The sequence below is a fragment of the Brevundimonas sp. AVps31 genome (assembly GCF_058681355.1).
Window position 1 is genome coordinate 3,498,917 of sequence record NZ_CM178736.1, and the last position, 12,232, is coordinate 3,511,148.

Sequence of the window (12,232 nt, forward strand, 5' to 3'; positions counted from 1 at the left end):
CCCCATGTTCTCGAAAATCTTCCGCGCCGCGGACGGCTCCGAAAGCGGCGCGACCGCCGCCGGAACCCCTGTCATCGCCGCTCCCGCCGTCACCCACGGCGGCGGCCCCGTCGGCCCGACCAAGATCAGCGCGCGCGACGTGTCGGTCTTCTACGGCGGCAAACAGGCGCTGTACGACGTCTCGCTGGACATCCCGGACAAGACAGTCACGGCCCTGATCGGCCCGTCGGGCTGTGGCAAGTCGACCTTCCTGCGGACCATGAACCGCATGAACGACACCATCAGCCACGCCAAGGTGACCGGCCGCATCGACATGGACGGCGAGGACATCAACGCCCGCTCCGTCGATCCCGTCCTGCTGCGCGCCCGCGTCGGCATGGTGTTCCAGAAGCCGAACCCCTTCCCGAAGTCGATCTACGAGAACGTCGCCTACGGCCCTCGCATCCACGGCCTGGCCTCTTCCAAGGCCGAACTGGACGTCATCGTCGAGGCCTCGCTGAAGCGCGCCGGCCTCTGGGACGAGGTCGCCGACCGCCTGCACTCGCCGGGCACCGGCCTGTCGGGCGGCCAGCAGCAACGTCTGGTCATCGCCCGCGCCATCGCGGTCGAGCCTGAAGTCATCCTGATGGACGAGCCCTGCTCGGCCCTGGACCCGATCGCCACGGCGCGGATCGAGGAACTGATCGACGAACTGCGCGAACGCTACTGCATCGTCATCGTCACCCATTCGATGGCCCAGGCCGCGCGCGTCTCGCAACGCACCGCCTTCTTCCACCTCGGCCGCCTGGTCGAGACCGGCCCGACCGAAGAGATCTTCACCAATCCCCGCGAACGACGCACCCTCGACTACATCACCGGGCGGTTCGGCTGATGAACCAGCACACCGTCAAGGCCTACGGGGACGAGCTGAACCAGCTGACCGCCGAGGTCGCCCGCATGGGCGGCCTGGCCGAGGCCCAGGTCGCCGACGCCGTCGAGTCCGTCGCCCGCCGCGACGTGGCCCTCGCCAAGGCCGTGGTCGAGCGGGATGCCCGTCTCGACGCCATGCATCGCGATATCGAGAAGAAGGCCATCCGCCTGATCGCCCTGCGCCAGCCGGTCGCCAGCGACCTGCGCAAGACGCTGGCGGCGATGAAGCTGGCGGTCGATCTGGAGCGCACCGGCGACCTCGGCAAGAACATCGCCAAGCGTGCGCTGATCCTGGCCGAAGGCGAACCGATGCAGCCCCTGACCCGCTCCATCGAGCGGATGGGCAAACTTGTCTCGATGAGATTGCGCGACGTGCTGGACGCCTATGCGGTCGGGGAAGTCGACCGCGCTATCGCCGTCTGGAACACGGACGACGAGGTCGACGAGCACTACAACGCCCTGTTCCGCGAGCTCCTGACCTACATGATGGGCGACCCGCGCACGATCAGCGCCTGCACCCACCTGCTGTTCATGGCCAAGAACCTCGAACGCATCGGCGACCACGCGACCAACATCGCCGAGACCATCCACTACGAGATCACCGGTCTGGAGTTCACGGGCGAACGCCCGCGCTGGAACCCGGATACCGAGATCGACGCCCCCGACCAGCCGACCCCCGCCTAAGCAAACTGCCTGACGACCGGAGAGCCTGACGTGCAGCCTTATATTCTGGTGATGGAAGACGAGGACGCGCTGGCCACGCTGCTGTCCTACAACCTCGAAAAAGAGGGATACAAGGTCGTGGTGGCCTCGGACGGCGAGGAAGGCATGCTGCAGATCGACGAGCGTCTTCCAGACCTCGTCCTGCTGGACTGGATGCTGCCCAAGCTGTCAGGCATCGAGGTCTGCCGTCGCATCCGCGGCCGGTCCGAGACCCGCAACCTGCCGATCATCATGCTGACCGCCCGCGGCGAGGAATCGGATCGCATCCGCGGCCTCGACACCGGCGCCGACGACTATCTGACCAAGCCCTTCTCGATGACCGAGCTGACGGCCCGCATCCGCGCCGTGCTGCGCCGCATCCGTCCGGGCCTGGCCGATGACCGTATCAACCACGGCGACATCGTCATCGACCGGGTCGCCCACCGCGTCCGCCGCGCCGGCCTCGAAATCCACCTCGGGCCGACCGAGTTCCGCCTGCTCGACCACTTCATGCAGCACCCCGGCCGGGTGTTCAGCCGCGAACAGCTGCTGGACGCCGTCTGGGGCTCGGATGTCTATGTCGAGGCGCGCACCGTCGACGTCCACGTGGGGCGCCTGCGCAAGGCGCTCAACGTCGACGGCACGGTCAATCCGATCCGCACGGTCCGCTCGGCCGGCTATTCGCTGGATCTGGGCGGCTGAGCGCGCGCCGTCGTCGGCGCCTCAGCGCTGACGACGGGCCTTGATCGCCGGCAGGGCCATCGAGGGTTCCTCGACGACCGGAGCCGCTGACAGCCGTTCGATGACGTTCAGCAGGAAGGTCCGGTGTCTTTTCCCGGCATCGACCGGATCGACACCCTTCTGCAGCAGGCGCGGATCGTAACGCTCCGCCTCCAGACGCAGGCGGTCGATCACCGCGACAAGGTGATCGGCGCCCTTCCGCAGTTGCATGAGGTCGGAGTGACGACGCACCTCGGTCATCCGGCGTTGGAGGGAGTCGTCCACGGCCTGGCCGATCTCGCTGCGCCAGGCCAATTGAACGAAATCACGGGCGTAAAGGCGAACGAAATTCTCTTCGACCATCGGGGTCTCCTCAGGGGGATAAATCATTGCATGGACGCCGCGCGACGGGCGTTTTCTTCGACGGCCCGCTGCTCGTAAGCCTGGTCGATCGCACGCGCGTCGACCGCGTAACGCAGGGCGCGTTCCGTCAGGAGGGCCTGCGCGGCCCGCTCCTTCATGAAGATCCCGCCGACAAGGGCGGCGACCAGCAGAAGCATGGGCAGAACCACCAGCCAGAACGCGATCGGACGTTGGGCCAACGGCAGGACGGTCGGCTGATCATGCCCGCTCATGCCTTGGCGGCGGTCCGACAGCGGGGGCGATGGTCGCCTGAAGGCCTGGGCCACGTAGGTGCGGACAGCGGTCGCGAGTTTGTCCTCAGGCGCCCCTCGCGCGGGATCGAGCCGTCGGCAGGCGCCGGCTCACAGATCGTCGTGACATGGTATGGCTTCCAGTGGAGGGCGCCGGCGCGGGATCGCGCCTGCTCGTCTCCGGATCGGATCGCTTGTGATCCCCGACAGAACGCGCAGGATACCAAAGCGTTGCGGGGCTGTATGACAGTGATCACTGTGCGCCCGGGAGGCGGCGAAAGCAAGGCGGCGCCCCCACCGCGCGCCTCGCTCAGTCCAGCACGATCTTCCCGTCGGCGGCCCCGTAGGCGACCCCTGCCCGATCAAACAGGGCGGCGATCGTCGCCACCGGATCAGCCGCCCCCTCCGTCAGCAGGGTTTCAATGTCGATCCTCAGTCCGGCGTCGCCCGACACGCCCGTCAGGTGCGTCAGCCAGGCCTCGCGGGTCACGACGCCTTCCGTACGGCCCGCGTCGATGAGGGGTTTCAGGAAGTCGAACCAGTCGCCCCCGCTCGCCCGCGTCTCCGCGGCCTCGGCGACGAGGGCGAAGACCGCCCCGCAGGCATACCAGGCGCGGTGTTCGCCGCGCTGCGCGGCTTCCACCACCGGACGCACCGCCAGGCGCGCGCAGTCATCCACCTCCGCCTGCAGAACCGGTTTCGCGTCGAAGGCCGGGTCCAACGCCTGCAGCGCCCGCACCGCCATCAGGTCGGCGCCGCCCTCGGTCATCCAGGACTCGCGCGACCGCTCGGCCCGCACCGTCTGTCCCAGCCAGAAATGCGCGCTCTCGTGCCCGATGAACCAGCGGTTTTCATCCAGCACCGTGGCGCTGGACGTGAGCAGTTCCTGGCCCTCGAAGGTCATGACGATCAGGCCCGGAAGGACGCTGCCGCCGTAGTTGGTCGTGCCGACGGTCGGTCCGTACCAGGTGGCCATGACGGTCGGCCGATCCGCCTTCCCGGCGCCGAGACGCGCGGTGTAATAGTCGGCCACCCGCGGCGCGAAGGTCTGGATCGAGGTGGCCACCCAGGACGGGAGCTCCGGATCGACAACCGTCACCAGCCGCTCGCTCTCGCTCACCTCGGTCTGGCCGAACAGCACATAGGTGCTGCCGTCATCGCTCTCGACCTCGGCCTGTCGACGCCCATGGTGCAGCACCGGTCCCGCCCTATCCCGCCACGTGACGCGGGCATTGCTGACCGAGCGCCGGAACGGGGCGCGCGCCTCGTCGGACAACCGGATGGCCTCCACCGACGGCAAGGGAAAGACATCGAATGCGCCGGTCGGCATCGCCACCGACCCGTCCGTGAATTTCAGGACCGGATAGTCCGCTTCCAGATTCTCCCCGCTCGGCGTCAGCCTCAGACTGAGGCGACGGGGAACCGGCCCGCCGTCCGCGGCGCGCAGCACATCCAGATCCCCGACCCGCTCCAGCGTGACGCCCGGCGTCAGCACCTGCCAGTCGCGGGGCCGCCACGCCACACGCGTCCGGTTCGTCAGCGAGGATCGATAGAAGGCCCAGACCGGTGCGTCCTGCGACAGCAGGTAGTCGGCGGTCCAGAGGTCGCCGTCACGCGTCACGCTGATCAGCGCGCCGGGCGCGATGTCCTCGACCTGCCCCACGCTTGCCGATGCGACCGACGCTTCGACGGGCAGGGCGCCGACGGCGAGCAGACCCGCGAGGCACGACAGGACGACCCGATACCGCATTCCACACTCCCTGACTGACCGGGAGCCTAGCTTGGCCGTTTCAGAAAGCGCCCGTTACAACGCCGTAAGGAACAAGGCGATTTTCGGCGGCGCCCCCAATGACCCGCTTCCCTCTCGTCCCAATCCCGCTAGGCTCCATCCCTCAGTTCCGAAGGAGTTCGCCCATGCGTCGCCGCACCTTCCTGTCGAGCCTGCCCGCCGGAGCGCTTCTGGCGGGGAGCGGTCTTGCCGGCGCCGCCACCGCCCAGGTCCCGACGCAGACCCCTGCTCCCACGACCGCCCCGCCCCGCCCTGCGCCGCGGCCGGATCCCTATGCCGGCATCGGCCCCGGCGACCGGATCACCGGTCCCAAATTCGTCGGTCGCTCGACGGTGTACGGGGCCAATGGCGCCGCCGCCACGGCCCATCCGCGCGCGACCCTGATCGGCATCGACACCCTGCGCCGCGGCGGCTCGGCCATCGACGCGGCCATCGCCATCAATGCCGCGCTCGGCTTCCTCGAGCCCGTCGCCAACGGCATCGGCGGCGACGCTTTCTGCATGCTGTGGGACCCGGCCCAGAGGAAGGTCGTCGGCTTCAACGGCTCGGGGAACAGCCCCCGCGGCCTGTCGCTGGAGACCGCCCGCACCAAGGCCCGGCCCAACGGCCTGCTGCCCTCCTACGGCGCGGTCACGGTCAATGTCCCCGGCACGGTCGACGCCTGGTGGAGCGCTCACCAGCGCTACGGCAAGCTCCCGTGGAAGGATGTCCTGCTGCCGGTCGCCGAGCTGTGCGAGGAAGGCGTGCCGATCCCGCAGGTCATCGCCTATTACCTCGAGCGCAACATGGCGGGCTTCGACCGTTCGGCCGCGATCATCGAGGAAAACGACAACCGCAAGCGGGTTTACGCCCCCGGCGGCGAGACCCCCAAGGTCGGCCAGATGTTCGCCAACCCCGATCTGGGCCGCACCCTGCGCCTGATCGCCGAACACGGGCGCGACGCCTTCTATGACGGTCCCATCGCCGATGCGATCCAGGCCTATTTCCGTCGTATCGGCGGCTGGATGACCCGCGCCGACCTGGCCGCCCACCGCACCGAATGGGTTGAGCCGATCCGGACCAACTATCGCGGCGTCGACGTCTACGGACTGGGGCCCAACACCCAGGGCCTGTCGACCAACCAGATCCTCAACATCTGCGAACAGTTCGACCTCAAGGGCATGGGCTTCCAGTCCGCCGCCTCGATCCACCACCAGGCCGAGGCCAAGCGACTGGCGTTCGAGGATCGGGCGAAATGGTTCGCCGACGACCGCTTCAGCCGCACCCCGGTCGAATGGCTGAACTCCAAGGACTACGCCCGCCAGCGCGCCGCCCTGATCCGCCCCGACCGGGTCATGGACCGCGCCTTCCCCGGCGACGCCCCGACCCAGGGCGACACCACCTATTTCAGCGTCGCCGACAAGGACGGCATGATGGTCAGCTGGATCCAGTCCAACTACCGCGGCATGGGCTCCGGCCTCGTCCCCGACGACGGGAACGGCGGCACCCTGGGCTTCATGTTCCAGGACCGCGGCGAGCTGTTCAGCCTGACCGACGGCCACCCCAACGTCTATGCGCCCGGCAAACGGCCCTTCCACACCATCATCCCCGGCTTCGCGGTCAAGGACGGCAAGCCGTGGATGGCCATGGGGGTGATGGGCGGCGGGATGCAGCCGCAGGGGCAGGCCCAGATCATCATCAACATGGTCGACTACGGCCTCGACCCGCAGGAGGCCGGCGACGCCCCGCGCTGGCAGCACTACGGCTCATCCGAACCCACCGGCGAAATGGCCGAGGGCGTCGGTCGGCTGCATCTGGAAAGCGGCGTCCCGGCCGCCACCCGGGCCCAGCTCGAGGCCATGGGCTGGACCTTGGGCCCGCCCGACGGCGGCTTCGGCGGCTATCAGAACGTGGTCATGCAGCAGAACCCCGGCGGGCGCTGGACCTATGGCGCGGCCACGGAGATGCGCAAGGACGGCATCGCGCTGGCATACTGATGATGCAGTACCTGAAAGTCAGATGGATCCACTCTTCACAGGATGAGCCTGTTCTCCTCTACAGCGAGATCGATGGCGAACGCTGGGAGCACCGGAAAGTTGAATTGTTCACTGACGGCACAGCGATATTCGCGGATGCACATGAGGAGCATGGCGACACCGGACTGAGCATCGAACCGCTTCCATCAATCGAAGACATCGCGAGTGACCCACAGTTCGAACCGGTGGAGATCAGTCGTGCCGAGTTTGAGCGGGCTTGGGAGCAGGGAAAGGCACATCCCCGGTAACTTGACCTGATCCCGTCTAGACAGCCGACACGGCCGCCTCACCGCGATTTCATCTTCCCGCCCGCATCCACGGCCCCGCTTCGCGGCCTCTCTCCTCGAATATCTCTCGGAGGGCGGGATGCCGGATGCGATCATGGCGCTGGCGGGGTGGATCGGCGCGACAGCGGCCTTGGGGCTGGTCGCGGCCCTGTGCCTGCGCGGCAAGGTGAAATGGAGCTGGTTCGCCGGCGCCCTCATTCTGATGGCCGCCTATGACGCCCTGCTGACCCGCGGCTATGGCCAGATCCCGATCCAGTTCTGGCCCTCGGACTGGAACTGGGAGGGCAAGACGCTGGCGATCGCCCTGTCCCTGACCGTCGCCCTGATCCTCGGCGCGCGGCGGACCGGCCTGACGCTGAAGCAGGACCGCAAGGGCCTGCCCGGCGCCCTGGTCCTGTGCGGCGCCCTGATCGCCGTCTTCCTCGCACTCGCCCTGTGGTCCCCCAACACGCCCATCAACGCCGATGAACTGGCCTTCCAGCTGACCATGCCCGGTCTGGACGAAGAGCTTTTCTATCGCGGCGTCCTGCTGCTGATGTTCAACGAAGCCTTCGCCCGGTCGTGGCGCATCCTCGGCGCGCCCATGGGCTGGGGCGCGCTGATCACCTCCGTCGCCTTCGGGCTGGCCCATGCCCTCGGCTACAGCGACGGCGGCTTCACCTTCGACGCCCTGACCATGGCCCTGACCGGCGGTCCGGCCCTGCTTCTGGTCTGGCTGCGTGAGAAGACGGGCAGCCTGCTGCTGCCGGTCCTGATGCACAACTTCGCCAACAGCATCTCCCTGCTGCTCTGACCGGCCACAGCCCCGCCATATTGTCTGCCGAGCTTGAACACGCGCCGGTAGGGCGGCGCGCCAACCGGGGGTTCCATGATCTCGCTTCTCGCCGCCGCCGGCCTGCTGGCGTCCGCGCCCGCCTGCGCGCCGGTCGAGGGCTCGGACGCCCTGTGGCGAGACGATCTGCGCTTTGTCGCCGTCGGCGAGATGCATGGCACGGTCGAGGCGCCCGCTGCCTTCGCCGATCTGGTCTGTCTGGCGCTGGACAGGGGGCCGGTCACCGTCCTGCTGGAATACCCGGTCCAGATGCAGCCGACCTTCGACGCCTTCATGGCCGAGCCGGACGCCGACGCAGCGCGCGATATCCTGCTGGCCTGGCCGTACGGGCCGTTCCGCTATCACGACGGGCGCGGCAGCGAGGCGATGCTGGCGATGTTTCAGCGGTTCCGGAGCCTGCATCAGGCTGGCGGCGACCTGAACCTTCTGGCCTATGTCCCTGACAGTCCGCGCGTGGAGGGCTTCACCCAGTCCCATTCCGAACTGGACCGCGCCCAGCTGTGGTCCTCCGCCGCCCGCGCCGCGCCCGAGCGACGCATGATGATCTTCGTCGGCTCGGTCCACGCCGGTAAGGCCCGCCGGGCGGGGTCAGGCCTCGGCCTGCCCGCCGCCGCCCATTTCCGTCCGGAAGAGATCCTGTCCCTCTACGTCGCCTCCGATGGCGGCGAAGCCTGGAACTGCCGGGACGAATGCGGCGCGAGCGCCGTCCCCTCGCTTGGTCTCGGCGACCGTCGCGGCGTCGTCATCGCGCCCGAGGCCGACGGGGCCTTTGACGGCTATCTGGCTGTCGGCCCCGCAACCGCCTCCCCGCCCGTATCCCGCCCCTGATTCAGCCCCAAGGCTCCCCGGATGCTCGAACTCCTCGCCGCCGCCGCCCTGTTCGCGGCCCCGCCCGCCCAGTCGGCCGCTCAAATGGATTGCGCGGCGCCCGCCGGGACCGACGCCCTGCTGGCGAGACCCGAGCGCATTCTTGTGGTCGGCGACGATCACGGCACGGTCGAAATCCCCGCCGCCTTCCTCGGCATCGTCTGCGAGGCGGCGAAACAGGGGCCCGTGACCATCGCGCTGGAAATGCCGGAGACCCATCGCGCCCTGTTCCGGAACGCGCTTTCTGCGCCCTCTGAGGCGGTCGCCCGCGCGACTTTTTTGTACGGTGACTTTGGCAATCCCCGCAATGACGACGGCCGCAACAGCGTGGCCATGCTGGATATGATGGTCGACTTCTGGCGGCTGAAGGCCGCCGGACATGACGTGGTCATCCACCCCTTCGTCGCCGTCGAGTCCCGAATCGCGGGCCGGGATCAAGCCTGGAGGGAACTGGAAATGGCCTATGGCATCAGTCGCGCCCTCGTCGACCGACCCGAGGCCCGGGTGATCGTCTTCGTCGGCGATCTTCACGCACGGAAAAAGGGCTACGCCCGCCTCCCGGACATCGGCGTCCCCGCTGCCGGGCATCTGCACGCCTCTGACACCTTCACCCTCCACATCGCCCAGCAGGGCGGAACGGCCTGGCAATGCCAACAGACCTGTGGTGTCCAGACCGGTATGGGCCGCTACGACCCCGACGCCCGCGGGATCATCCTCGGCCCGGTCGAGGACGGGGCCTATGACGGCGTGCTGGCGGTGGGTCCGACCACCGCCTCGCCGCCCGCCGGAGCTCAGCCCGCCGAGACCTCTTCCGGCTCCAGTTCATAGACCGTCGCGCAGTACTCGCAGGTCACGCGGATCTTGCCGTCGTCCTCGACCATGTCGGCGCGCTCGGCCGGATCGAATGACGACAGGACCGCGCTGATCCGGTCCCTGGAACACCGGCATTCGGCCTTCAGGGCGCGGGCGTCTTCCAGCCGCACGCCATCCTCATGGAACAGGCGGAACAGCAGGACTTCAGGCGTGATGGTCGGATCGATCAGTTCGTCGTCGGCCAGGGTCTGGAACAGGGCGCGCGAGCGGTCCCACACCTCTTCCGTCGAGCCGCGCGCGTCATCGCCCGCGATCAGTTGGATCAACGCCCCGCCCGCGCGCCATTGCGACCCGGCGGCGGTTTCCACCGATCCCACGGCCAGACGCACCTTGGTCGGAATCTGCTCCGACTGCTGGAAATAGTGTTCCGCGGCCAGCGACAGGCTTTCGCCCTCGATCGGCGTGATGCCCTGGGTGCGCTCGAAGTCCGGACCGCGATCGAGCGTCATCACGAACACGCCCTCGCCCAGCAGGGTCTTCGCGCCGGGCCGAGCAAACCCCTGCGACGCGGCCGCCACTTCATCGGCTTCGAACCGGCAGTAGCCGCGCATCGAACCGTCGGTGCCGTAGTCGGCCACGACATAGCGGACCGGACCATTGCCCTGCGCCTGCACGATCAGACGACCTTCGAACTTCAGGCTGGACCCGATCAGGGCCGCCAGCGCGCACGCCTCGCCCAGCAGGGCCGCGACCGGCTCCGGATAGGCGTGGGCCGACAGGATGGCGTCGATGGTCTCGCCCAGCCGCACCAGACGACCGCGCACGGGCCAGCCCTCGATCTGGAAGGCGGCGGCCAGGTCGTCAGAGGGCGTGGAATGGGTATGCGCGTGATCGGTCACGGCGATCCTCGATCTGGAAATACGAAGGCGGCTAGATAGGGGGCCGGAGGGGCGATGATAAGGCCCCCTCGCGCGACCGGCGTCCGGGGCTATAGTCATCCCCGAACAGACACCGGTGATTTCATGTCCAGAGCGCATCTCAAGCCCCTGAACAAGCAGACGATCGTCATTACGGGCGCGACCTCGGGAATCGGTCTGGCGGTGGCGCGGCGGGCGGCCAGGGCCGGCGCCTGCGTCTTCCTGATCGCGCGGGGCGAAAAGGATCTTCAGGCCCTGTGCGAGGAGCTTCAGGCCACCGGCGCCCGCATCGCCTGGGCCGCCGCCGACGTGGCCGACGCCGGGGCCCTGGCCGAAGCCGCCGACAAATGCCGCCGGCTGTTCGGGGGCTTCGACACCTGGATCAACAACGCGGGCGTCTCGATCTTCGGCCCGATCCGCGAGACGACGCTGGAGGACCAGCGTCGGCTGTTCGAAACCAACTACTGGGGCGTGGTCAACGGCTCGCTGCTGGCCGCCGAACGCCTGCGCGAACGGCCCTGGGGCGGGGCCATCATCAATGTCGGGTCCATTCTGTCCGACGCGCCCATGCCCGTGCAGGGCGTCTATTCCGCGTCCAAGCATGCGGTGAAGGGCTTCACCAACGCCCTTCGGATGGAGCTGATCCGCGACCAGTCGCCCATCAGCCTGACCCTGGTCAAACCCGCCGCCCTGGACACGCCCTACAGCAAGCATGCCCGCAACCTGACCGGCTATGCGGTGCACAATCCCCAGCCGGTCTATGCGACCCGCATCGCGGCCGACACCATCCTGCACTGCGCCAGCCATCCGATCCGCGAGATCACCGTCGGCGGGGGCGGCCGTCTGATCGCCAGCCTCTACAACGCCCTGCCCGGTGTCGCGGAACCTCTTCTCGCCCGGTTCGCTCCTTCCCTGATGCGGGACAGGGGTTCCGCCTATGCGCCGTACGACGACGGGCTCTATGACCCGACCGAAGACGGCCTCGATGAAGAGGTTCACTATCCCATGGTTCGCCAGTTCTCCGCCCTCGCCGAAGTCCGCAAACATCCCGGCATCACCGCCGGCGTCGTGGCGGTTCTGGCCGGGGTCGGCCTCGCCACCCTTCTGCTGAACCAGCGCACCGGACCGACCCGCTACGAGAATCTGCGCGGCCGCCTGAACCCGCGCGGCTGGGTCGACACGGACGGCCTGCGCGGCCGGTTCGAGGACATCGCCGAAACGGTCCGCCACAGCCTCAGCGAGGCGGGCGAGCGCGCCCACGACCTCACCGACGACGCCCGCGACCGCGGCGGCCGCTGGTGGAACCAGACGCAGAAGTCGTCGCGCAAGGCGCTGAAGAAGCACGGCCGCAAGGTCCGTCACTATGCCGAGGACGCCGGCGACTACGCCAGGACCCACGCAAAGGAAGGCGCCGGCCTGATCGCCCTGGCCACCATCGCCGCCGCCATCGGCGCCGCCGCCCTGGACGCCCGTCGCCCCGACAGCCGCCTGCGGAACATCGGCAAGTTCTGATACGCACGTCCGTTTCTGACGCACACGCCTGATACAAAAGCGCCGGTCGTTCCTTACGGAGCGGCCGGCGTTTTCACGCGCGGCGACGAACAAGCGGAATAAGACGGTGTGTTTTCGATCCTCTGCGGCGCCTCACCCGGCTGCACGGATTGCACCCATTGCACCCATTGCACCCTGTTTTTCGCGTGCGTGCCCCCGCGTCCGTTGCTGCAACTG

At 68.3% G+C, this 12,232-nt stretch carries 13 protein-coding genes; 9 read left to right on the plus strand and 4 right to left on the minus strand.

From position 1 onward, the window contains the following. Window positions 1-4 precede the first annotated feature (4 nt). The 3 genes from pstB to phoB are packed head-to-tail and all read left to right on the plus strand — an operon-like array spanning window position 5 to window position 2,313. Entirely contained in the window at window positions 5-871 is an 867-nt protein-coding gene (gene pstB / locus ACW174_RS17220) for a phosphate ABC transporter ATP-binding protein PstB (RefSeq protein ID WP_492015579.1), read from the plus strand. After that, the gene (phoU, locus tag ACW174_RS17225) at window positions 871-1,593 is read left to right on the plus strand and encodes a phosphate signaling complex protein PhoU (RefSeq protein WP_492015580.1); all 723 of its coding nucleotides are present in this window, start codon (window positions 871-873) and stop codon (window positions 1,591-1,593) included. Before pstB ends, phoU begins: the two co-directional genes overlap by 1 nt. 30 nt (window positions 1,594-1,623) lie before the next feature. Beyond that, window positions 1,624-2,313, plus strand: coding sequence for a phosphate regulon transcriptional regulator PhoB (gene phoB, locus ACW174_RS17230; protein WP_492015581.1), 690 nt, complete (start codon window positions 1,624-1,626; stop codon window positions 2,311-2,313). 21 nt (window positions 2,314-2,334) lie between these two features. Here phoB and ACW174_RS17235 read toward each other — a convergent pair whose 3' ends face one another. The 3 genes from ACW174_RS17235 to ACW174_RS17245 all read right to left on the minus strand — a co-directional run bounded on the left by ACW174_RS17235 (window position 2,335) and on the right by ACW174_RS17245 (window position 4,734). Then, entirely contained in the window at window positions 2,335-2,694 is a 360-nt protein-coding gene (locus tag ACW174_RS17235; RefSeq protein ID WP_492015582.1) for a hypothetical protein, read from the minus strand. A 23-nt stretch (window positions 2,695-2,717) separates the two neighbouring features. Next, window positions 2,718-2,966 (minus strand): hypothetical protein, encoded by a 249-nt coding sequence (locus ACW174_RS17240; RefSeq protein WP_492015583.1) that lies wholly within the window; start codon window positions 2,964-2,966, stop codon window positions 2,718-2,720. Window positions 2,967-3,294: 328 nt separating this feature from the next. Continuing rightward, the gene (locus tag ACW174_RS17245; RefSeq protein ID WP_492015584.1) at window positions 3,295-4,734 is read right to left on the minus strand and encodes a hypothetical protein; all 1,440 of its coding nucleotides are present in this window, start codon (window positions 4,732-4,734) and stop codon (window positions 3,295-3,297) included. A 164-nt stretch (window positions 4,735-4,898) separates the two neighbouring features. On the opposite strand from ACW174_RS17245, the gene ACW174_RS17250 reads away from it, so the two are divergent. From ACW174_RS17250 to ACW174_RS17270, 5 genes are all read left to right on the plus strand, one after another. Continuing rightward, window positions 4,899-6,749 (plus strand): gamma-glutamyltransferase family protein, encoded by a 1,851-nt coding sequence (locus tag ACW174_RS17250; RefSeq protein ID WP_492015585.1) that lies wholly within the window; start codon window positions 4,899-4,901, stop codon window positions 6,747-6,749. Further along, window positions 6,749-7,036, plus strand: coding sequence for a DUF6881 domain-containing protein (locus ACW174_RS17255; protein ID WP_492015586.1), 288 nt, complete (start codon window positions 6,749-6,751; stop codon window positions 7,034-7,036). The genes ACW174_RS17250 and ACW174_RS17255 overlap by 1 nt, the downstream gene beginning before the upstream one ends. A gap of 118 nt (window positions 7,037-7,154) precedes the next feature. Further along, entirely contained in the window at window positions 7,155-7,868 is a 714-nt protein-coding gene (locus ACW174_RS17260) for a CPBP family intramembrane glutamic endopeptidase, BDIM_20840 family (RefSeq protein ID WP_492015587.1), read from the plus strand. Between the two features lie 75 nt (window positions 7,869-7,943). Next, on the plus strand, window positions 7,944-8,735 hold the full coding sequence (locus ACW174_RS17265; protein WP_492015588.1) for a hypothetical protein: 792 nt from the start codon (window positions 7,944-7,946) through the stop codon (window positions 8,733-8,735). Between the two features lie 21 nt (window positions 8,736-8,756). After that, entirely contained in the window at window positions 8,757-9,602 is an 846-nt protein-coding gene (locus ACW174_RS17270; protein ID WP_492015589.1) for a hypothetical protein, read from the plus strand. Here ACW174_RS17270 and ACW174_RS17275 read toward each other — a convergent pair. Beyond that, window positions 9,566-10,486 (minus strand): Hsp33 family molecular chaperone, encoded by a 921-nt coding sequence (locus ACW174_RS17275; RefSeq protein WP_492015590.1) that lies wholly within the window; start codon window positions 10,484-10,486, stop codon window positions 9,566-9,568. The two genes, ACW174_RS17270 and ACW174_RS17275, sit on opposite strands and share 37 nt — an antisense overlap. Window positions 10,487-10,609: 123 nt before the next feature. Here ACW174_RS17275 and ACW174_RS17280 point away from each other — a divergent pair, with 123 nt between their 5' ends. Then, window positions 10,610-12,016, plus strand: a complete 1,407-nt coding sequence (locus ACW174_RS17280; protein ID WP_492015591.1) for an SDR family oxidoreductase — start codon at window positions 10,610-10,612, stop codon at window positions 12,014-12,016. Window positions 12,017-12,232: the final 216 nt, after the last annotated feature.